Genomic DNA, 21,055 nt, shown 5'->3' with positions numbered 1-21,055 from the left:
CCATGGTTCCCCCCGAGCCGCCGTGCCGATCACCGGCGGGCCGATCACCACGGGGCCCCGCCCCGTCCGCCGGCCCGCCCGTCCGCCCGCCCCGTCTGCCCGCCAGTCCGCCCGTCACCCCAGGGACGCCAGCGCCTGCGCCGTCGCCCGCGCCATCTGCTCGTCGTGCCGGCCGCTCGCGCCGCGCAGGCGGGCGGCGGTCTCGGCTGCGGCGAGCGCCAGCAGTCCGGGTAGCAGGTCGGTGCTGCGGGCGGCGACCCAGCGGGTGCCCTGGGTGGCCATCCACCACAGGTCGGCGGCCGGGCCCGGCGGGGGCTCGGCCGGTGTGGCGGTGGGCGGCGGTCCGAGGGGGTGTCCGGCCTCGGCGAGGAGCTCGTGGAACCGGCGGGCGATCAGATGGTGGCCCTCGGCGCTGGGGTGCAGGCGGTCCACGCTCAGCAGGCGCCGCTCCTCCAGCCACGGCAGCTCGGCGAGGTGCAGGTGCACTGCCCGGTGGCGAGTGGTGAGGGCGTGCACCACGGTGTTGACGGCCCGCATCCGTCGGGCGAGCGGGCGGGCGAGCGGCGTCGGGAGGCGGAGCAGGGTGCCGGGGTCGGGCAGGCAGGCGGTCAGCAACACGGCGCCGTGTCCGGACAGTTCACCGAGCGTGGCGTCCAGCTCGAGCGTCGTGCGCCGGATGTCGAAGCCCGCCCGCAGGGTGTCGTTGCCGCCGACCAGCACGGCCGCCAGCTGGGGTCGCAGGATCAGCGCGGCCGGTAGTTGACGGTCCGTCAAGTCAGTGGTGAGCGCACCGCTGTGGGCCAGATTGGTGAACTCGACGTCCCTGCCCTCGGGTGCCAGTGAGCGTGCCAGGACGGCGGCCCAGCCGCGCCACCCTTCGCCCACCGCGTCCCCGACCCCTTCCGTCAGCGAGTCCCCGAGCGCGACGAACCGCGCCAGCTCGCCCGCCGGTGACCGTTCTTCCGCCACCCGGTCAGGGCCGGTGCCGAGCATGCTCATCCCAACCCCCCTCCATCGTGCCGCCGTTCCGCACGCCGTGCGCCGCCAGGAACGCGGCCACCGCCGCGGGCCAGCCGTACCGCTCAGCCTGGGTCCGGGCGGCCGCCCGCCGTACGCCTTCCGGCCGGTCCAGCAACTGGCGTACCGCGGTGGCGAATCCGCCTCCGGTGTCGGTGGCCGCCACCCCGGCGAGCCCGACCAGTCCGGGCAGCGCGGAGGAGCGGCTCACCGCGACCGGTGTCCCGCAGGCCAGGGCCTCCATGGCGGCGAGCCCGAAGGTCTCCACCGGCCCGGGTGCGAGCACCACGTCCGCGCAGCCCAGTAGCCGGGCCAGTGCCGCGCGCCCGTTCAGGTGCCCGAGGAAGCGCACCGGGAGTCCCAGCCGCGCGGCCCGGTCCGCCAGGCGTCCCCGTAGCGGGCCGGTCCCGGCCACCGCCAGGACGGCGGGCACCCGTCGCGCCCGCAGCGCGGCCAGCGCCTCGACCGCCCGCTCGGGCCGCTTCTCCGCCGAGAGCCGCGAGCAGAGCACCAGCAGCACCTCCTGCGGCGCGGCGTACCGGGCCCGCTCGACCGCCCGTTCGGCCTGCGGCAGCGGCCGCATCGCCTCCAGATCCACTCCCAGCGGCGCCCGGGCCAGGTTCGGCGTGCCGATTCGCCGGAATTCCGCCGCCGCCCAGTCGGTGGTGCACACCACCGAGTCGTACCCACGGGCGGTCGCCGCGTTGAGCCGGTCGGCGGCCGCGCTCGCCAGCGGCCCGGGCACGCCCCAGGTGCGCAGCACCCCGGTGGCGCTCTCGTGCGACACCATCACCGAGCGCACCCCGTGCCGCCGCGCCCAGGCGCCGGTCCAGCGCAGCGTGGTGCGGTCGGACACCTCCAGTCGGTCGGGCGAGATCCGGGTCAGCTCGGCGGCCACCGCCCGGCGGTCGGTGAGCAGCCGGTAGCCGCCACTGGCCGGCAGCACCGGCCCCGGCAGGGTGACCACCAGGCCCTGTTCGGTCTCCTCCTCGGAGCGCCGCTCCCCGGGCACGATCAGCACCGGCCGGTGCCCGGCCGCCCGGTACCCGGCGCCCAGGTGCCGCAGCGCGGTGCGCAGCCCGCCGGAGACCGGGGTGACGAAGTTGGCGAGCCGTACGATCGTCAGCGCCTCGCCGTTCTGGGCGGAGCTCATGCCGGCAGCTCCTCCGGCATGGTGTCCGCAGCCGCCGAGTCCTGCGGGGCAGCCGAGTCCTTCGCCGCCGCTGACTTCTTCACGGCCGGTGCGACCGGCTCCGGCGCGAGGGACCCCGCCGGTACGCCCCGGTGCTCCGCCGGTACGCCCCGGTGCTCCGCCGGCGCCCCCCGGTGCTCCGCCAGCACCTCGGTGTAGTGCCGCAGCAGCAGGTCCCCGACCGCCTCCCAGGTGCGCGCGGTCACTTCCGCCCGCCCCGCCTGCCCGTACGAGGCCCGCCGCGCCGGGTCGGCGGCCAGCTCGGTCACCGCCCGGGCCACCGCTGCGCCGTCCCGGGGCGGTACCAGCAGGCCGGTGCGGTGGTGCGCCACCAGGTCCAGCGGGCCGCCCGCCGCCGGGCCGATCACCGGTACCCCGCTCGCCATCGCCTCCTGGATGGTCTGACAGAAGGTCTCCAGCGGGCCGGTGTGCACGAACACGTCCAGCGTCGCGAAGCAGCGCGCCAGTTCCTCACCCGTCCGGCGGCCCAGGAACACCGCGCCGGGCATCGAGGCCTTCAGCCCGGGGGCGGACGGCCCGTCCCCGACGATCACCACCCGTACCCCGGGCAGCGCCGACGCCGCGGCCAGCAGGTCGACCCGCTTCTCCGGCGCCAGCCGGCCGACGTACCCGACCAGCACCTCCCCACCCGGCGCGAGCGCCCGGTGCAGCGCCTCGTCCCGGTGCCGGGGATGGAACCGCGCCGAGTCCACCCCGCGCGGCCACAGCTGCACCCGGGGCACCCCGTGCGCCGTGAGGTCCTGCGCGGCCGGGGTGGAGGGCGCCAGCGTACGGGCGGCCGCCCGGTGCACGGCCCGGATCCGCCGCCACGCGGCGGCCTCCCCGAGCCCCCGCCCGGCCCGGTAGGCGTGCGCGTACCCGGCGAGGTCCGTCTGGTACACGGCCACGGCGGGCACCCCGAGCCGCGCCGCCACCTGCCCCCCGCGCGCCCCGAGCACGAACGGACTGGCCAGGTGCACGATGTCCGGCCGGTGCCCCGCGACCGCCGCCGCCAGCTGTCGGCTCGGCAACGCGATCCGCACCTGCGGATACCCCGGCAGCGGCATCGACGGAATGCGCACCACGGGGATCTCCGCCGCCTCGGCACTCCCGAAGGACTCCGGCGGGCACTCCGCGCCCCGCGCCGGCGCGGGGGTGACGACAAGGGGCTGATGGCCCCGGCGGACCAGATGCTCGGCCGTCCGCAGCACGCTGTGGGCGACCCCGTTGACCTCGGGCGGGAAGGATTCGGTGACGATGACGACACGCATGCCAGTGTTCTGTCCGGGTCCGGCGTGCACCCGGCCAAAGGGATCTGTCGTACAAGCGAACGCGGGTCGGCGATTTGCACCGCCGACCCGCGTCCCCTGCTACTTGCTACCTGCCACCCGCTGCAGCCCCGGCCTCACATCGACCCGGCCGCCTCCTTGAGCTCCGCGTACGGGGCGAGCTTGCGGATCGACTCGATGCTCCGCAGGCAGTCGTCCTTGCTCTCCTCCGGGTCTCCGGTCACCACGACCGACCCGTTGCTCGCCTTGAGTCGGAACCGGTGCATCCCGCTCTCGTCCGTGTACAGCTCGAATCTACCCGCCATGCCGGTAACTGCCTTTCGCTCGGTTGACCCCCTGGCACCGCACCGTAGGCGCGACCTCGTCGCGCCGCCCGTCAGCCGCGCCGTTCGAGTGGGCGCGGAATCGACGGCGCGGCAGGGTGCAGGGGGCGCAGCGGTGGCCCGGCGCGGGGTGCGCCGGGCCAGCGGGGCGGAGCGGGGGTGGGTCAGCAGCCGTTGAGGATGCCGGTGAGCGCGGTCTTCTCGGCGCTGTCGACGCCGAGGCCGTAGTACTGCTTGACCTGCACCCGGGCGCGGGCGTAGGTGCAGCGGTAGGAGGCCTGGAGGAGCCACTCGGCGGGGTCGCGGTCGCCCTTGGAGCGGTTGCTGCCGGCGGAGACCAGGAGCAGTTGGGGGCGGGTGACGTCGTTGGCGAAGGCCTGGCGCCTGGCGCCGGGCGGTGGTCCAGGACCAGGCGCCGGAGGCCCAGGCTTCGGCGAGCGGCACCGGCGTGTGGACGCGGTGGGGGCCATGGCGAACGCTCCATCATCTCATCGGATGAGTCGCTGAGTTGCGTGCGCCAGTGTGGCGAACCCGCCCGTCGCCTACGCGGGTGGACCAGGGACGTGGAATCCTCGTGGACATCGGACACGTGCCGGACAAGTCCAGTGCCCGGTAAGGGCGTTCACCGCCGTTCCCGGGTTCAGCCGCGGCGTCGGCCCGCCATCCAGACGTAGACCAGGATCCCCGCGAAGAGGAACAGGACGCCCTGGTAGACGGCGGCGTAGCCGGCGCCGGCGAGGAGCCAGAGGGAGAAGGCGAAGGCGCCGAGCCCGAGGACGGCGTCCCGGACGAGCCGGCCGTTGTCCACCTTGTCGGTGGCGCCGCGGACCAGCCAGTACAGCTGTGCGGCGGTGGAGAGCAGGTACGGGACGGTCGCGGTGAAGGTGGTGACCAGCACCAGGAGTTCGAAGGCTCCCTTCGCGCCGCTGGCGAAGTTGAGGACGGTCAGTGCCGAGGCCAGGGCGACGCTCACCACCACACCGAAGGTCGGCACGCCGCGCCGCTCCTTTCCGAAGGCGGCCGGGAAGAGGCCGTCCTTGGCTGCCGCGTACGGGGCCTGGGCTGCCAGCAGGGTCCAGCCGTTGAGGGCGCCGGTCATCGAGACCAGCGCGGCGACGGCGATCGCCGTGCCGCCCCAGGAGCCGCCGAACATGGCGTCCACGGCGTCCGAGAACGGCGCGGTGGAGTGGACGAGCCGCTCGTGCGCGACGCTGCCGAAGACCGCGAGCGTGCCCAGCAGATAGACCACCGCCGCACCGGCGGTGCCGAGCACACTGGCCCGGCCGACGTTGCGCTCCGGGTCGCGGACGTTGCCCGCGCTCATCGCGGCCGACTCCACGCCCAGGTAGCTGAACAACAGGATCGCCGCGGCGGCGGTCATGCCGCCCGCCCAGCCCTGGCCGTTTCCGTCGAAGGGGCCGAGGTTCTTCGGGTCGAAGAAGAACAGGCCACCCACCGAGACCAGCAGCAGCGGGATGAACTTCAGGACGGTGGAGACGAGTTGGACGGCCCCGACGTACCGGGTCCCGGCCAGGTTCGCCAGCGCGGGCAGCCACTGGAAGGCCAGTGCGGCCGTGATGCTGAACGCGGTGGAGTGGCCGACGGGCAGCAGCACGTCCAGGTAGCCGACGGCGGCCACGGCGAGCGCGGCGTTGCTGACCCAGGTGGTGATCCAGTACGACCAGGCGGACAGGAAGCCCGCGAAGTCCCCGAAGGCCTCGCGGGCGTAGACGTACGGCCCGCCGGTGCGCGGGGTGCGCCGTGCCAGCTGCCCGAAGACCAGTGCCAGCGCGATCGCGCCCACGGTGAGCACCGCGAAGGAGACCAGGCTGACGGTCCCGTACGGGGCCACGGCGGCCGGGATCATGAAGATGCCGCCGCCGATGATGTTGCCCATCACCAGGGCGGTCGCGGCCGCCGGCCCGAAGCGGCCGTTCTTCGAAGCGGTGGGGTCGACCGGGGCCGGGGTCTCCGGGCGGCTCGGTCGGGTCGCCTGCCGGGTCGCGGCGGGGCTGGTCTGCATGAGGGTGGTGCGCCTTTCGTGGTCCTGCCCGTGCTCCGGCGGCGCGCTCGGTGGAGCGTGCGGAGTGTGCGGAGCGGCCGTTCATGCTCGGACCGGGCGGTACCTTGCACCAAATCGACGGGATTTGTTCAGTTTGTCGAGTGCCTCACCGCAAGACTTGCGGTCGCACGGCGGCCTGACGGGCACTCGTCCGGCGCGGTCCGTCCGCCCGCTCGACCGCCTGCTCGACCGTCTGCTCGACCCCGCTCGCCCACCCGCCCGCCCGCGTGCGCGAACGGCCCCCCGGTTCGTCCGGCAGGGGGAGTTGCGTCATCCGAATGCCTCAGTCGTGTTGCGATGAAGGCGGGTTCGTGCGCGTTCGTGTGCAAACCTGTGCCGGTGCCGCGGGCTGGCCGGGTGTGCTTGTGGCCGGCTCCGGGGCGCTTCTCCTTCCATGCCAGAGACCACCCAAAGGACATCTGATGTCGCTTCGTGGAAACGTCCGCAAGCTCGCCGTGATCGCCGCCGTGACGGGTGCCGCCGCCTTCGCCGCGCCGGTGCCGGCGATGGCCGGTTGGCACGCGTCGGACTCGTCGAGCTCGTCGACCTCGGCGAGCCTGGAGTCGGGTTCGGCCGGTGTCGGCCTGTTCGGCCCGCACGCCAAGTGGCTCAACGCTCACGAGCACACCGACGACAAGTGCACCGGCGACTGCTGATCGAGGGCTGATCGACGGCTGAGCCCGGGAACCGCCGCGACGGTTCCCGGGCTCACCGCTGTCCTCTCACTGCCGTCTGCTCACCGCTGTCTGCTCACCGCCGTCTGCGCACGGCTCACGGCTGTCTGGTCAGCCGAGCCTCCGGGACCAGGGCGGGCCGGGACAGCTGCCCCGGCCACCACATGTGCCGGTCGAGGTCCATGGTGAGCGCCGTGACCAGCACCGAGCGCACCACCAGGGTGTCGAGCAGCACGCCGAGGGCCACCGCGAAGCCGATCTCGGCGAAGCCCACGATCGGCAGGGTGCCGAGGACGGCGAAGGTGCTGGCCAGGATCAGGCCGGCCGAGGTGATCACCCCGCCGGTGGCGGACAGCCCGTTCAACGCCCCCTGCCGGGTGCCGTGCTGGGCGGACTCCTCGCGGACCCGGGTCGTCAGGAAGATGTTGTAGTCGATCCCCAGCGCGACCAGGAAGACGAAGACGAACAGCGGGAACGCGTTGTCCTGGCCCTGGAAGTGGAAGACGTTCGCGAAGAAGAACGCGCTGATCCCGAGCGCCGCCGCGTACGACAGCACCACGGTCGCGATCAGCACCAGCGGCGCCGTGACGGCCCGCAGCAGTACGGCCAGGATCAGCAGCACCACGCCGAGGATGAGCGGGATGATCGCCCGGTTGTCGTTCCCGGAGGCGCGTCCGGCGTCCAGGACGACGGCGGTGTTGCCGCCGACCTTGGCGTCCGCGTTCGGTACGGCGTGCACGGCGTCGCGCACCCGGTCGACGGTGTCCTTGGCGGCCTGGCTGTCCGGCGGGTCGGTGAGGGTGGCCTGGAACAGGGCCTGCCCGTCGTGGAGGACCGGCGGCGTGGTGGCCGCCACCCCGGTCGTGGTCCGGGCCGCTTCCCGGACGGCGGGGGCGCCGGCGCCGGTGGAGATGATGGTGAGCGGCGCGCCCGTCCCGCCGGGGAAGTGCTGCTGCAGCACCTGCTGGCCGACCACCGAGTCCGGCTTGCCGGTGAAGGTCCCGGCGGTGCTGAGGCCGTTGGCGTCGAGCGAGACCAGCCCGACGCAGCACGCCGCGAGCGCCAGCGCCGTCCCCACCCACACCTTGCGGGGCCGCCGGCCGATCCATCCCCCGATGTGCGCCCAGCGGCCGGTCCTGGTCGGCTCCGGCGTGCCGTACCCGGGCCGGACCGGCCAGAACACCCAGCGGCCGACGATCACCAGCAGCGCCGGCAGCAGGGTGAGCATGGCCACGAGGGCGACCAGGACGCCGATCGCGCAGACCGGGCCGAGGCCGCTGGTGGAGTTCATCTCGGCGATGAGCAGGCAGAGCATGGAGGCGATCACGGTCGCGGAGGAGGCCAGGATGGCGGGCCCGGCCCGGTGCAGGGCGAAGGCCATCGCCTCGTGCCGGTCCTGGTGGCGGCGCAGCTCCTCGCGGTAGCGGGCGGTGATCAGCAGCGCGTAGTCCGTCCCGGCGCCGAGCACCAGGACGATCAGGATGCCGGCGCTCTGCGCGTTGACGGTCAGGCCGGCGTGCTTGGCGAGCAGGTAGATGAACGCCTCGGCGACGGTCAGCGCCCCGGCCGCCGAGACCAGCGGCAGGATCCACAGCACCGGGCTGCGGTAGGTGAGCAGCAGCAGGATGATCACGACGCTGATGGTGGCGACGAGCAGTGAGCTGTCGATGCCCGCGAAAGCCTTGGCCTGGTCGGCGGCGACGCCACCGGGGCCTGTCACGTGGGTGGTCATGCCGTGGCTGCCGGCGGCGGCGGTCTGGCGCAGCTGGTCGACGGCGGGCTTCAGGTCGTTCCAGCCGTTGGTGCCGATGTCGATCGGCACGATGGTCTGCATCGCCTGCCCGTCGGCGGAGAGCACGGGGCCGATCACCGGTCCGACGACGTGCGGTACGGCGGCGAACTCGACGGCCTCACGGGTGGCCTCGGCCCGGTCGAGGGGGGTGATGCCGCCGGTCCGCTGGTACACCACGACGGCCTGGGCGGTGTCCACCGGTTGGAAGGTGCGCTGCTCGTTCAGCACCCGGGTGGACTCGGCGTTGCCGGGCAGCCAGCTGGACGCCTGGTTGTCCTCGGCGCCCATGAGCTTGCCGGCCAGCGGGCCGACGGCCACCAGCAGCACCAGCCACAGGGCGAGCACCACCCATTTGCTGTGGCGTCCGCACGGCAGCGCGGCGAGTTTCCGGGTCGGAGACATGGACGACCCCCAGGAAGGCCGGCGGCAGGGACTCGGATCAGCCTCGCACCGGCCCCGGGATCCGGCAGCTCCAGTCGCGGCCATGTGGCGGTCACACGCGACCCCGCCGAGTGGCGGTCACACGCACGCGATCCGCGGCGTGGCGGTCACATGCGACGTGCCGCCCGCGCCCTCAGAGGCGGACCGCCGCCCGCTCCCGCAGCTCCTTCAGCACCGCGATGTCCAGCGCGTGCCCGGTGCCGTCCCCGCCGTGCTTGCGGTCCGGGGTCTCCACCAGCAGTGGCACGCCGGCCGTCTCCGGGTGCTCGAACAGCTCGCGGAACGGCTCCGCGCCGATCATCCCGGCGCCGATGTTGGCGTGCCGGTCCTTGCGGGCGCCGACCACGTCCTCGGAGTCATTGGCGTGGATCAGCCGCAGCCGGCCCGGACCGGCGGCGGAGGCCAGGGCGTCCAGCGCGGCCGTCACCCCACCGGGTACCGCCAGGTCGTGCCCGGCCGCGAAGGCGTGGCAGGTGTCCAGGCAAACTCCCACCTTCGGGTGACCGTCCAGCGCCGCCACGTACTCGGCCAGCTCCTCCAGCCGTGAGCAGAGCGAGCTGCCCTGGCCTGCGGTCGGCTCCAGCAGCAGCCACGGCGCGTCCTCGCCGAGCGCGTCGAGTTCGTCCAGCAGCGGCCGGACGTCCGCGCGGACCTGCGCCATCGCCTCGGCCCGGCGCGAGCCGCCGCCGGGCGCCGTGCCGACCGCCGAGCCGGTGTGCAGCACGACACCGAGTGCGCCGATGGAGTGGCCCCGGCGCAGCGAGTGGCGCAGCGAGTCGGCCGAGCGCTCGCGGGTGGCCGGGTTGTCCGAGCCGAAGTTGATCAGGTAGGGCGCGTGCACCCAGGCGGGGATGGACCCCTCGGCGCAGGCGACGCGGAACTCCTCGTCCTGCGCCGGGTTACCCGGGGGAGTGGCCCAGCCGCGCGGGTTGGCCACGAACACCTGCACCGTCTCGGCGCCGACCCGCCGCGCGTACGCCAGGCCCGTCCCGGCCAGCCCCCGAGCGGCCACCGGGACGTGGGCACCGATCGGGTTGCGGGCGGTGGCGACGGGCGGTACGAGCGCGGTGGTCATGGCCCCGAGCATGTCACGCGACCGGACGACGGTGTCGGGCAGGCCGGAACGGGCGCCCGACGGCAAGGCTTCCCGAGGCCTGGCGAAACGATCCTCTGTACTCCATCGAGTGAATTGTGCGCCGAAAGGACGGACCACGACGCCCCAACTCCGTCACGATCCGTGACCACATGGACTCCGCGCCCCCTGAGGAGGCAGCCGTGACCACCGCCGAACCCGCCGAGACCGTCGACCTGCGCGCCGACCACCTGATCCGCGACCCCTTCACCGCCTTCGCCGAGCTGCGCGAACGCGCCCCGCTCGCCCGCGCCACCATCCCCGGCGTGGACCCGTTTTGGATCGCCGTCCGCTACCAGGACGTCCGCACCGTGCTGTCGGACCCGCGCTTCGCCAACAACGTGAGCACCGTCGACCACCCGGCGGACCCGGCGGACCCGGCGGACCCGGCGGAAACGCCGGCCCCGGCAAACGCGCAGGACCCGCAGGACGCGCAGGTCCCGGCCGAGGCGCTCACCCCCGCCCACCGCACCGAACAGGTCTGGCGCGCCCGCGGCATGCCGCCCGAGTGCGCCAAGTACCTGCGCGCCGGCGTCTTCGACGCGGACGGCGCCCGGCACCGCCGGATGCGCGGCCTGGTGCACCCCGCCTTCACGGCCGGCGCGGTCGAGCGCCTGCGCCCCCGGATCGAACGGCTCGCCGAGGAGTACGCCCGGGCGCTGGCCGAGCACGCCGATCGGGACGGCGTGGTCGACCTGGTCGCGCATTTCGCCTACCCGCTGCCCGTCACGGTGATCTGCGAGCTGCTCGGCATCCCCGAGCCCGACCGCCCGCAGTGGCGCCGCTGGAGCTCCTACCTCGGCCGGGGCGCCGGGCCCGGCCTGGACGAGGCGCTGGGCGCCATGGTGGCCGCCGCCCGCGAGCTGATCGAGCGCCGGCGCGCCGAACCGGCCGAGGGCCTGCTCTCCCGGCTGGCCGCCGCCGAGGGCGACACCGTCGACCCGGTCGAGACCGTCTCGCTGATCCTCAACCTGATCGTGGCCGGGCACGAGACCACCGCCACCCTGATCGGCAACGGTACGGCCGCCCTGCTCGCCCACCCCGAGCAGCTGGCACTGGTCCGCGCCGACCCGGGGCGGCTGCCCGCCGCCGTCGACGAGCTGATGCGCTGGTGCGGCCCGACCATCGGTGGGGTGCCGCGCTACGCGACGGAGGACCTCACCCTGGCCGGCACCCTGATCCGCAAGGGCGAGGCGGTGATGCCGATCCTCGCCGGGGCCAACCACGACCCGCGGGTCTACGCCGAGCCGGAACGCCTCGACATCTGCCGGGCGGACGCGCCGGACCACGACGGACACCACGACGCGCACCTCGGCTTCGGCCACGGCACCCACCGCTGCCTGGGCGCGGCACTGGCGCACGAGGAGGCGGTGGTCGCCTTCGGCGCGCTGCTGCGCACGTACCCGCAGCTGGCCCTCGCGGTCGGACCGGAGGCCGTCGAGCGCGGCCCGAACCCGGCCGCCTGGCACCTCGCCGCCCTGCCCGTACGGCTCGGCCCGCGGGCCCCGGCCGAGGGCTGAGCGGACCCCGGAGCCGGAACACCCCGCGCCCGACCCGTCCCACGCGTGACCGCCTCGCGCCCGACCACACCCGCGGTCGGGCGCGTCGTCATGTCCGCCCGCGGCGCGCCACGCCGGGCCGTCCCACTCCCGGCCGACGCCCCGTCAGTCCCGCAGCCCAGCCCTGGTGGCGGCCCCACCCGGGCGACCGTACCGTCGACTCGGCCGCACCCACCGGCCGTCACCGCCCGCACACGGCGCGTCAGCCCGTACCGCCGGACCGGGCCGCACACCGCGACACCCCGACGACACCACCCGACGACACAGCCCCGACGACACCCCACCAAGCCATCACCACGAACACCGCGCGCGCCGAAAGACAGGTCACCACTCATGCCCACGCGACGGATCCACCACCTCGCCGCGGCCACCGCGGCCGCCACCGCCCTGACCACCGCCCTCACCACGCTGGCCGCCGCGCCCGCGGCCCACGCCATCGACATCGGCCCGATGCACCTCGTCCGGCCGGGCGAATCGATTCAGCAGGCCGTCGACGCCGCCCACTCCGGCGACACCGTCCTGCTGCTCCCCGGCACCTACCGGGGCAGCGTCCGCATCACCACCCCCGGCCTCACCCTGCGCGGCTCCGGCCCCGACAGCGTGATCACCCCCGGCAGCGGTACGGAGAACGCCTGCGCCACCGCCGGGCACGGCGTCTGCGTGGTCGGCACCGAGGCGAAGCCGCTGCCCGACGTCACGATCGAGGCCCTCGCCGTCACCGGCTTCGCCAAGAACGGCATCGACGCCAGCGGCACCACCGGCCTGACCGTCCGCCGCACCTACGTCCACGACAACGCCCAGCAGGGCATCAGCCAGGAGATGTCCACCCGGGCCGCCATCCTCGGCAACCGCTCCACCGACAACGGCCAGTCCGGTGTCTTCCTCGCCAACTACGCCTACCGCGAGGGCGGCGCGCCCGACACCGGCGGCACCGTGGTCGAGGGCAACGAGCTGACCGGCAACCGGGTCGGCGTCACCGTCCGCCGGCTGCGCGGGCTGGCCGTCCAGGACAACGACATCAGCGGCAACTGCGGCGGTGTCTTCGTCGTCGGCGACGAGGGCGTGCCCCGCGCCGGAAACCTGGACGTGCGGCGCAACAAGGTCGTCGCCAACAACAAGTTCTGCGCGGCGAACCCGCGCCTGGGAGCAATCCAGGGCGCAGGCATCGTGCTCACCGGGACCGAGGACACCCGGGTCACCGACAACGAGGTCCGCGACAACACGGGCACCTCGGACTTCTCCGGCGGCATCGTCCTCTTCAAGAGCGTCGTCGGCATCTCCAACGCCCGGGCCGTGGTCACCGACAACCACCTGCGCGGCAACGGCCCCGCCGACCTCGCCGACCGCGACGCCGGCGCGGGCAACACCTTCGCCCGCAACACCTGCGAACGCTCCGAGCCGTCCGGCCGCTGCTGAGCACCCCGACCCGCCCGCCGCTCACCCCGACCTCTCGCCGCCCACCCCCCCAAGGACCGCCCATGACCACCGCACCCGCCCACGCCAGTCCGCAGGCCGCGATGCGCCTGCGCGAGCTCGTCTTCGGTGCCGCCTGCGCCGCCGCCGTCCGCGCGGCCGCCCGCCTCGGTGTCGCCGACGCGCTCGGCGACACCCCGACCGCCGTGACCGACCTCGCCGCCGCGCTCGACACCGAGCCCCGCCAGCTGCGCCGCCTGCTGCGCGCGCTCACCTGCTACGGCATCTTCGCCGAGAGCGGCGACGACCGCTTCGAGCACACCGAGATGTCCCGCCTGCTGCGCGAGGACGCCCCCAACTCCCTGCGCTACATCTCCCTCTGGTGCACCGAGCCGTGGACCTGGGAGGCCTGGCCGAAGCTGGACGAGGCGGTCCGTTCCGGCCGCAACGTCTTCCCGGAGCTGTTCGGCAAGGAGTTCTTCGACTACCTGCACAGCGACGGCGGCGACTCGGCGAAGGTCTTCGACAAGGCGATGACCACCTCCAGCCGCCAGTCCGCCCAGGACTTCGCCGAGTACCTGGACCTCACCGGCGTCGACTCGGTCGTCGACATCGGCGGCGGCCAGGGCCACGTGCTGGCCAGCCTGCTCGAGAAGCACCCGGCACTGCACGGCACGCTGCTCGACCTGCCCAAGGTCGTCGCCGGTGCCGACCCCCGGCTGCGAGACGGCGGCGTCTTCTCCGCCCGCGCCCGTCTGGTGCCGGGCGACTGCCGGGTGGACATCCCGGTCCGCGCCGACCTCTACATCATCAAGAACATCCTGGAGTGGGACGACGAGAGCACCCGCCGCACCCTTGCCAACGTGATGAAGGCGGCCCGCCCCGGCGCCCGCGTGGTGGTCGTGGAGAACCTCGTCGACAACAGTCCGTCGATGCGCTTCACCACCGCCATGGACCTGCTGCTGATGCTCAACGTGGGCGGTGCCAAGCACTCCGAGGAGAGCATGGTCCGGCTGATGGAGGAGGCCGGTCTGACGGTCACCGAGGTCTGCCCGGTCAACCCCTACCTGCACGCCTTCGAGGCCACCGTCCGCGGCTGACGCGGACGCCGTCACGCTGCACCCACCGCACACGCCGACCGCCGGCCCCCGCATCCCGGGGCCGGCGGTCGTCGTCTGCGTGCGCGGCCTCGGACTTTCAGCGCTGCCGGTCTTCACCGCTGCAGGCCTTCACCGCTGCAGGCTTTCGGCGCTTCAGGCCTTGTGCGAGGACTCCAGGTGGGCGAAGACCACTACGTTGTCCAGGTAGTCCCGCCGCTTCTTGTCGTACACGCCGCCGCAGGTGATCAGCCGCAGCTGGGCGTCGGGCGCCTTGCCGTACACCTTCTGGTCGGGGAAGGCGTCCTTGGCGAAGGTCTCCACCGAATCCACCGTGAAGACCGCGACCGTGCCGTCCGCGCGGCTCACCTCGACCTTGTTGCCCGGCAGCAGCAGGCTCAGCAGCAGGAACACCGCCGGGCCCTTGGTGGTGTCCACGTGTCCGGCGACGACCGCGCTGCCGCGCTCGCCCGGGGTCGCGCCGTCCCGGTACCAGCCGACCAGGTTCTTGTCGTCCGGCGGCGGCGCGTTGAGCTGGCCGGCCGGGCCGAGGGTCAGCTCGGTGAACGGCGCGTCCACGGCGATCTGCGGGATCCGCAGCCGGGTCGGCTTGGCGCGCTTGAGTACCGGAGCCCCCGGCGCGGCCGCCGCGGGCGGCGGGGAGGCGGCGGCCGGCGGCCCGGGGACGGCCGGCGCGGTGGCCGCCGGGGGAGCGGCCTGGGTGGCCGCCGCGTCCGTGGTCGGCTCGGTGTCCACCGAGTTGTAGATCAGCAGCAGCCCGACCGCTGCCGCGCCCATCCCGGCGCGCAGCAGCCGGGGCATTCCAGAGGCGGGACCGCCCGTCATTCCTGTCCTCCGCTCAACCGGTTCCGAACGGCCCGCCGCCCCCGGTACGCCTCACCCCGGCCGGGGTGAGGCGCCCGGAGGCGGCGGGAAGCAGCGCGTCGGGCCTCAGGCGACCGCGCCGGAGGCACGGCGGCCGCGGCGCAGGGCGTAGGCGCCGGCCCCGAGGCCGCCGAGCAGCAGCACCGCGCCGGAGGCGAGCCCGCCGCCGGACAGCGCCAGACCGCCGCCACCGGTGTGCACGCCGCCGTGCGGGGTCTTGTGGTCCTCGTCCTTGGCTTCGGTGCCCTTGTGCTCTCCGGAGCCCTTCGGCTCCTCCATGCCCTTGTGCTCCTCGGAGGCGGCGCCCTTCTTGTCGTCCGCGGCCTTCGGGGCGCTGTCGGATGTGCCCTTGTCGGCGGGCTTGTCCTGCTTCTCCTGCCAGGTGAGGTTCTTGCCCTGATCGGAGGAGCCGTCGGCGAAGGCCAGGGGGGCACCGACGGTGAGGACGGCGGCGACGGCCGCCCCGGCGAGCAGCGTGCGTGCAGAACGCATGAGGATGATCCTTCCGGCGCGCGGACCCGCGACTGCCGACACGGTGCCGGGCAAGGGGGCTCGCGGGTGGTGCGCCTGATCCACCGTCAACCACCGTGGCGCCGCCTGCCACCGGAGCGTGGCAGTGTCGCTGCGGACTGTGCGCCCTTCGGGTGGAGTCCCGGGTGTGTTCACCCGGCTGCCCGGGCGATCCGGGTGAATCCGGGTGAGCCCGGGGTGAATCCGGTGACGAGCCGACATGGGAGCACGCCCAGGGGCGGGGCGGCGCACGTGGGCCCGCCCCCGGCGCACGGCCGGGGGCGGGCCCATCGGGACACGCTGGTCAGCGGTCCCAGCGGTAGAACTCCCGCGCCATCGCGTCCTTCGGCTCGCGCCAGGTGGCCGGGTCGTAGGCCTGGACGAAGGCGGTCAGCCGGTCGCTGACGGTCCGGAACTCGGGGTGCCCGATGACCTTGGCGACGGCCGGGCCCGGCGGGCGGTCGGCCTCGATCAGGTGCAGGTAGACGTCGCCGAACTGGAAGAGGCTGCGGCCGGTGACACCGATCAGGTGCGGCAGCTCGCCCTGGTCGGACTCGGCGAACACCTCGGCGATGTCCGGCGCCGCCTCGGGCTTCATCCGGGCGACGATCAGGGCCCGGTGCGGGCCGCTCACAGCTCCGCCGCCCGCTTCTCGACCTTCTCGCGGATCAGCTGCATCTGGATCCGCGAGTTCTTGTTGATGTGGTTGACCATGCCGTCGTCGTCGACCGGGGCGGTGGGCTTCATCGCGAAGTCCTGGACCCAGCGCATCCTGGTGCCGGCCGGGACCTCCGCGTACTCCCAGCGGATGTCCATGAACTCGAACGGGCCGGGCTCGACCCGGCGGGCGTTCACCGCCAGCGAGGACTTGTCGGTGGTGCGCTCGGAGACCCAGCTCCACACCTGGCCGTTCTCGTCCGGGTGCATGGTGAGCCGGAACTGCACGCGGTCGCCCTCGCGCTCCAGGACCTCGACCGAGGCGTACTCGCTGAACAGGTCCGGCCAGTTCTCCAGGTCGTTGGTGATCTCCCAGACCAGGTCGAGCGGCGCGGCGATGACGATCTCGTTGTCGGTGTGTCCGGGCATCTCAGGCACCAGCCTTCGCGGAGAGGGAGGAGTTGACCAGCTCGAGGAACTCGGCCGGGGTCTTGGCGGATTCGGCGCCGGAGGTGACCTTGAGGTTGTGCCGGTTCTCCAACTCGCCGACGACGCCGAGCAGTCCGAGCGAGTCGACGCCGAACGCGTCGAACTGCGCGCCCGACTTCGCCAGGGCGTCCGGGTCGACGCTGACGCCTGCCCGGGCCTGCAGCAGGGCGGCGAGTTCCGGATAGCCGAGGGTGTTGCTCATGGGGGTGTCGCTCACGGGGTTTCCCTTCGGGGTGTGACGGAGTTGTTCAGGAGCCCTCCCCGCGCCGGAGCACCAGCGCGGAGTTGGAGCCCATCAGCCCGCGGCTGAGCACCAGGGCGGTGCGCAGCTCGGCCGGGCGGGCGCGGCCGGTCACCAGGGCGAGGTCGTGGCAGACCTCGGTGACGTTGGGGGTGGGCGGCAGGACGCCGTCCTCCATGGCCAGCACGGCGGCGGTCACGTCCAGCATCGGGGCGCCGCAGTAGGCCCGGCCGGTGCCGGTCTTGGGCACGGTGACCGGGACGCGTTCGGCGGCCGGGCCGAGCGCGTCGGCCAGCGCCAGCGCCTCCGCCCGGTCGGCGGCGGGCACGCCCAGCGCGTCCGCGAAGACCACGTCGATCTCCTCGGGCGCGATCCGGGCCTCGTCCAGCGCGATCCGGATGGCGGCGGCCAGTCCCTCCCGGGACTCCTGCCAGCGGGAGGCCCCGGTGAAGGTGGCGCCGTGCCCGGCCAGGTGCGCGCGGACGGTGGCGCCGCGCCGCAGGGCCGTCTGCTCGTCCTCGAGCATCAGCATCGCGCCGCCCTCGGCGGGGGCGAAGCCGCAGGCCCGCGCGGTGAACGGCAGGTAGGCCTCCTCGGCCCGCTCGGCCAGGCTCAGCTCGGGGTAGCCGAGCTGGCAGACCATCGAGTACGGCGCCAGCGGGGCCTCGGCGGCGCCGACCACCACCGCGTCGGTGCCGCGCGCGATCGAGCGGGCGGCGTGTGCGAGGGCGTCCAGGCCGCCGGCCTCGTCGCTGGCGACGACCGCGCACGGGCCCTTGTAGCCGCCGCGGATCGAGATCTGGCCGGTGCTGGCCGCGTAGAACCAGGCGATGGACTGGTACGGGCCGACGAACTTCGGCCCCTGGCCCCAGAGTTGCTGGAGCTCGCGCTGGCCGAACTCGCCGCCGCCGGAGCCGGCCGCGGTCACCACGCCGACCGCGAAGGGCTGTTCGGCGTCGGGCCGGAAGCGGGCGTCCGCCACCGCCAGGTCGGCGGCGGCCATCGCGTAGTGCGTGAAGCGGTCGGTCTGCACCAGGTAGCGGTTGTCGATCGCCGACTGCGGCTCGAAGTCCCGCACCTGGCCCGCGATCCTGAGCGGCAGCTCGGTGCAGCCCTCGCGGGAAATCCGGTCGAGGACGCTCACGCCCTGCCTGGTGGCCTTCCAGAAGGCGTCGGCCCCGACGCCGTTCGGAGCCACCACGCCGAGGCCGGTGACCACCGCCCGGCGGCCCTGCTGACGTGACGTCATGGAACTCACCCCGTTCTGTTGAGCACGACGGCGGACTGGAATCCGCCGAATCCGCTGCCGACCGAGAGGATGTGGCTCAGTGGCAGCTCGCGCGCGGTGCGCGGCACGTAGTCGAGGTCGCACTCCGGGTCCGGAGTCTCGTAGTTGGCGGTCGGCGGCACGACGCCGTGGGCGAGCGCCAGGGTGCAGGCGACGACCTCGATGGCGCCGATCGCGCCGAGCGAGTGCCCGACCATCGACTTGATCGAGCTCATCGGGGTCTCGAAGGCGTGCCCGCCCAGCGAGCGCTTGACCGCGGCGGTCTCGTGCCGGTCGTTCTGCTTGGTGCCCGAGCCGTGCGCGTTGACGTAGTCGACGTCGGTGCGGTCGACCCGGGCGTGGGCGAGCGCGTGGTCGATCGCCCGGGACATCTCCAGCCCCTCCTTGGTGAGGCCGGTCATGTGGTACGCGTTGCCGAAGGTGGCGAAGCCGCCGACCTCGCCGTAGATCCGGGCGCCGCGGCGGCGGGCGTGCTCCAGCTCCTCCAGCACCAGGACGGCGCCGCCCTCGCCGAGGACGAAGCCGTCGCGGTCGGCGTCGAAGGGGCGGGAGGCGTGCTGCGGGTCGTCGTTGCGCTCGCTGGTGGCCTTGATGGCGTCGAAGCAGGCGACGGTGATCGGCGAGATCGGGGAGTCGGAGGCGCCCGCGATGCAGATGTCGGCGCGGCCCTCCTCGACCGCCTGGAAGCCGTAGCCGATCGCGTCCAGGCCGGAGGTGCAACCGGTGGAGACGGTCTGCACCGGGCCGTGCGCGCCGTTCCGCTCGGCCACGGCGGAGGCGAGCGTGCTGGGCGCGAACGCCCGGTGCAGCTGCGGCTCCGCCTGCCGGTGGTCCACGTCCCAGCGTGCGCCGGCGGCGCTGACCAGGGCGTAGTCGTGCTCCAGCCGGGTGGTGCCGCCGACGGCGGTGCCGAGCGAGACGGCGATCCGCCACGGGTCCTCGGCGGCGAGGTCCAGGCCGGCGTCGGCGACCGCCTCGTCGGCCGCGACCATCGCGAACTGCACGTAGCGGTCGGCCCGTTGGACGTCCTGCGGGCTCAGCCCGTGGGCCGCCGGGTCGAAGTCGACCTCGGCGGCGATCCGGGAGCGGAATCCGGTGGGGTCGAAGAGCGTGATGCCCCGGGTCGCGGTGCGGCCGGCCGTGAGGAGGTCCCAGAACGCCCGGACCCCGACCCCGCCGGGCGCGACCACACCGACCCCGGTGACGGCGACCCGCCGGGTCACGAGGCCACCTTGGCGTGTTCCGGCGGGCCGGACGCGGCGGACTCCTCGGTGGTCACGTGGCCGAGGTCGGGGCGCGGGGCGAGCGGGCCGAGGTGGAAGACCATCCGGGCCTCGGTGTCGCCGACGTTGCGGAAGCGGTGGCGCATGTTGATCGGGATCATCAGGCCCTGGTCGGGCTTGAGCGGATGGGGCTTCCCGTCCAGGTCCACCTCCAGCTCGCCGCAGACGACGAACACGAACTCCTCGGAGTAGGGGTGGTAGTGCTCGCCGATCCGCTCGCCGGGCTTGACGATCGCCAGGCCCATGAAGCCGCTGGTCGCCCCGCAGCTGGTCGGGGTGAGCATGGTGCGCAGCTCCGCGCCGTGCCGGCGGTTCTCCGGAGCCTCGTCGACGTTGACGATCCGTGGGTACTGCGTGGTCATGGTGGTCTTCCTCCGGTGCAGTCGGGAGTTGACGGAGCGTCAGTTGTCGCGGGGGTCGCTCGAGCGGCGGTCGGTGACCGGGTTCATGGCGCGGGCGGCGAGGAACGCGCTGAGCCCGGCGACGGTGCGCAGGTCGCCCTGCGGGCCGAGGTCGAGCAGCCGGGCGAGGGTGGCCGCCTCCTGGTCGTCCGCCACGCCGAGGGCGGCCGCCGGGTCGGCCTCGGCCGGAACCCGCAGGTCGACCAGGCGCACCACCACGTCCTCGCGCTGGAAGACGGTGGCCGCCGCGACCGGCCCGGTCGGGTCGGCGGTGGCCATGTTGTCGTGCTCGGCCAGCAGCTCGGCCACGGACCGCCCGTGGCCCGGACGGATGGGGTAGAGCACGGCGTGCCGGTGCAGCCGTCCGGAGGCTGGGGAGCTGGCGATCGCCTGGTGCGTGGCGGGCAGCGCGGCCTTGGCGAAGAAGGCGCGGGCGGCCTGCGGGTCACCGAGCTGGCGGGCCTCCTCCAGGTACGGGTTGATCGCCTCCTCGACGGCCCGCACCTCGGGCTGCATCGCCACGTGGCGCAGCGCGTCGCCCAGGTTGCCGACCACCTCGACGGCCCGCACCACCCGGTTGCCGTGCATGAACAGCGAGGTGCGCTGCAGCCGGGTGTGCTCGTCGACCTCGGCCCTGGGGGAGGCGTAGCCGGAGAGGATCCGCGCCACCTCGGGCTCGCTGCCGGGCTTGACGGTGAAGGTCAGCGCGTGGCGGACCACACCGTCCGGGCCCGGCTCGGCCTTCGGCGGGCCGACGTGGCCGGCGGGCGTGGTGGGCGGCAGCCCGGGCGGCACCTCCATCGGGGCCCGGGTGCCGGTGGTGCCGGCCGCCGAGGTCTCGCGCAGGACGGCGTAGCGCAGTGACCGGAAGTTGTCGCTGACGCAGCCGTGCATCGGCTTGACCATCTCGCGGTGGGCCGGGCTGTCCACCCACTGCAGGAAGGTCTCCTGGTCCTCCCACTCGCTGGTGATCAGCCACTGGCGCGGGTCGTTGATCGACTGGCACAGCTGGTCGCTGACGTGGCCGGGGACCGAGGCCACCTGGTGGCGCAGCTGTTCGTAGACGTCGAGGAAGCGCTGCTGGGCGCCGTCCTGGATCTCCAGCATCAGTACCACCCGCAACCGGGTGTCGGACTCGGCCTGCTGCCTCGGCTGGGGTTCGGACAGAGTTGTCATGATCCACTTTCTGCTCTTGGCCGCACGCTGCGGGCCGTGTCGGCCGCGCCCGGCGGGTGCTCCCCGGCGTGGGAAGGCGGTGCGACGGCGGTCGGCCCGGGCGGTCGGCGCCAGGCCTGAGGTCGATCGTGGGC

At 74.0% G+C, this 21,055-nt stretch carries 20 protein-coding genes and 1 pseudogene; 4 read left to right on the top strand and 17 right to left on the bottom strand.

The features are described from left to right. Window positions 1-114 precede the first annotated feature (114 nt). The 6 genes and pseudogenes from ACZ51D_RS31980 to ACZ51D_RS31955 all read right to left on the bottom strand — a co-directional run bounded on the left by ACZ51D_RS31980 (window position 115) and on the right by ACZ51D_RS31955 (window position 5,844). A complete protein-coding gene (locus ACZ51D_RS31980) occupies window positions 115-999 on the bottom strand; it encodes an SGNH/GDSL hydrolase family protein (protein ID WP_465664239.1) in 885 nt (294 codons plus the stop codon). After that, the gene (locus ACZ51D_RS31975) at window positions 974-2,170 is read right to left on the bottom strand and encodes a glycosyltransferase (RefSeq protein WP_465664238.1); all 1,197 of its coding nucleotides are present in this window, start codon (window positions 2,168-2,170) and stop codon (window positions 974-976) included. The genes ACZ51D_RS31980 and ACZ51D_RS31975 overlap by 26 nt, the downstream gene beginning before the upstream one ends. After that, window positions 2,167-3,480, bottom strand: coding sequence for a glycosyltransferase family 4 protein (locus ACZ51D_RS31970; RefSeq protein ID WP_465664237.1), 1,314 nt, complete (start codon window positions 3,478-3,480; stop codon window positions 2,167-2,169). The genes ACZ51D_RS31975 and ACZ51D_RS31970 overlap by 4 nt, the downstream gene beginning before the upstream one ends. Before the next feature lie 134 nt (window positions 3,481-3,614). Beyond that, window positions 3,615-3,803 carry a YegP family protein gene (locus ACZ51D_RS31965; protein ID WP_360503282.1) on the bottom strand — a complete coding sequence of 63 codons (189 nt, stop codon included), beginning with the start codon at window positions 3,801-3,803 and terminating at the stop codon, window positions 3,615-3,617. Between the two features lie 182 nt (window positions 3,804-3,985). After that, window positions 3,986-4,265 (bottom strand): annotated as a pseudogene (locus ACZ51D_RS31960) (hypothetical protein); the annotation flags it as partial. A gap of 196 nt (window positions 4,266-4,461) precedes the next feature. Continuing rightward, the gene (locus tag ACZ51D_RS31955) at window positions 4,462-5,844 is read right to left on the bottom strand and encodes an amino acid permease (protein ID WP_465664236.1); all 1,383 of its coding nucleotides are present in this window, start codon (window positions 5,842-5,844) and stop codon (window positions 4,462-4,464) included. 461 nt (window positions 5,845-6,305) lie between these two features. On the opposite strand from ACZ51D_RS31955, the gene ACZ51D_RS31950 reads away from it, so the two are divergent. After that, complete coding sequence (locus ACZ51D_RS31950) at window positions 6,306-6,539, top strand: hypothetical protein (protein ID WP_360503287.1); 234 nt, start codon at window positions 6,306-6,308, stop codon at window positions 6,537-6,539. A 115-nt stretch (window positions 6,540-6,654) separates the two neighbouring features. On the opposite strand, the gene ACZ51D_RS31945 is transcribed toward ACZ51D_RS31950, so the two are convergent. Further along, window positions 6,655-8,751 (bottom strand): MMPL family transporter, encoded by a 2,097-nt coding sequence (locus tag ACZ51D_RS31945; protein WP_465623384.1) that lies wholly within the window; start codon window positions 8,749-8,751, stop codon window positions 6,655-6,657. A gap of 172 nt (window positions 8,752-8,923) precedes the next feature. Further along, window positions 8,924-9,865 (bottom strand): deoxyribonuclease IV, encoded by a 942-nt coding sequence (locus tag ACZ51D_RS31940; RefSeq protein ID WP_465623385.1) that lies wholly within the window; start codon window positions 9,863-9,865, stop codon window positions 8,924-8,926. Between the two features lie 200 nt (window positions 9,866-10,065). Between ACZ51D_RS31940 and ACZ51D_RS31935 the strand changes: the two genes are divergently transcribed. From ACZ51D_RS31935 to ACZ51D_RS31925, 3 genes are all read left to right on the top strand, one after another. Next, window positions 10,066-11,442 (top strand): cytochrome P450 family protein, encoded by a 1,377-nt coding sequence (locus ACZ51D_RS31935; protein WP_465664235.1) that lies wholly within the window; start codon window positions 10,066-10,068, stop codon window positions 11,440-11,442. A gap of 372 nt (window positions 11,443-11,814) precedes the next feature. After that, window positions 11,815-12,897, top strand: a complete 1,083-nt coding sequence (locus ACZ51D_RS31930) for a right-handed parallel beta-helix repeat-containing protein (RefSeq protein ID WP_465664234.1) — start codon at window positions 11,815-11,817, stop codon at window positions 12,895-12,897. A gap of 62 nt (window positions 12,898-12,959) precedes the next feature. Then, a complete protein-coding gene (locus ACZ51D_RS31925; protein ID WP_465664233.1) occupies window positions 12,960-13,994 on the top strand; it encodes a methyltransferase in 1,035 nt (344 codons plus the stop codon). A 153-nt stretch (window positions 13,995-14,147) separates the two neighbouring features. Here ACZ51D_RS31925 and ACZ51D_RS31920 read toward each other — a convergent pair whose 3' ends face one another. From ACZ51D_RS31920 to ACZ51D_RS31880, 9 genes are all read right to left on the bottom strand, one after another. Then, a complete protein-coding gene (locus ACZ51D_RS31920) occupies window positions 14,148-14,837 on the bottom strand; it encodes a class F sortase (protein ID WP_465664232.1) in 690 nt (229 codons plus the stop codon). A 105-nt stretch (window positions 14,838-14,942) separates the two neighbouring features. Then, complete coding sequence (locus tag ACZ51D_RS31915) at window positions 14,943-15,368, bottom strand: hypothetical protein (protein ID WP_360503305.1); 426 nt, start codon at window positions 15,366-15,368, stop codon at window positions 14,943-14,945. Window positions 15,369-15,690: 322 nt separating this feature from the next. Further along, on the bottom strand, window positions 15,691-16,020 hold the full coding sequence (locus tag ACZ51D_RS31910) for a TcmI family type II polyketide cyclase (RefSeq protein ID WP_360503308.1): 330 nt from the start codon (window positions 16,018-16,020) through the stop codon (window positions 15,691-15,693). Continuing rightward, window positions 16,017-16,472, bottom strand: coding sequence for an SRPBCC family protein (locus tag ACZ51D_RS31905; protein ID WP_465623392.1), 456 nt, complete (start codon window positions 16,470-16,472; stop codon window positions 16,017-16,019). Before ACZ51D_RS31905 ends, ACZ51D_RS31910 begins: the two co-directional genes overlap by 4 nt. Before the next feature lies 1 nt (window position 16,473). Further along, window positions 16,474-16,734, bottom strand: coding sequence for an acyl carrier protein (locus ACZ51D_RS31900; protein ID WP_360503352.1), 261 nt, complete (start codon window positions 16,732-16,734; stop codon window positions 16,474-16,476). 46 nt (window positions 16,735-16,780) lie between these two features. Then, on the bottom strand, window positions 16,781-18,022 hold the full coding sequence (locus tag ACZ51D_RS31895) for a beta-ketoacyl synthase N-terminal-like domain-containing protein (protein WP_465623393.1): 1,242 nt from the start codon (window positions 18,020-18,022) through the stop codon (window positions 16,781-16,783). A 5-nt stretch (window positions 18,023-18,027) separates the two neighbouring features. Beyond that, window positions 18,028-19,284: a beta-ketoacyl-[acyl-carrier-protein] synthase family protein gene (locus tag ACZ51D_RS31890; RefSeq protein WP_465623395.1), complete on the bottom strand. Its 1,257-nt coding sequence runs from the start codon at window positions 19,282-19,284 to the stop codon at window positions 18,028-18,030. Continuing rightward, window positions 19,281-19,706, bottom strand: a complete 426-nt coding sequence (locus ACZ51D_RS31885; RefSeq protein WP_360503320.1) for a cupin domain-containing protein — start codon at window positions 19,704-19,706, stop codon at window positions 19,281-19,283. Before ACZ51D_RS31885 ends, ACZ51D_RS31890 begins: the two co-directional genes overlap by 4 nt. Window positions 19,707-19,745: 39 nt before the next feature. Continuing rightward, a complete protein-coding gene (locus tag ACZ51D_RS31880; protein WP_360503323.1) occupies window positions 19,746-20,921 on the bottom strand; it encodes a SchA/CurD-like domain-containing protein in 1,176 nt (391 codons plus the stop codon). Window positions 20,922-21,055 lie beyond the last annotated feature (134 nt).

Source organism: Kitasatospora sp. NPDC033851, from assembly GCF_055576085.1.
Note: the sequence above shows the minus strand (reverse complement) of the source record. Positions and strands in the feature narration are given on the sequence as shown.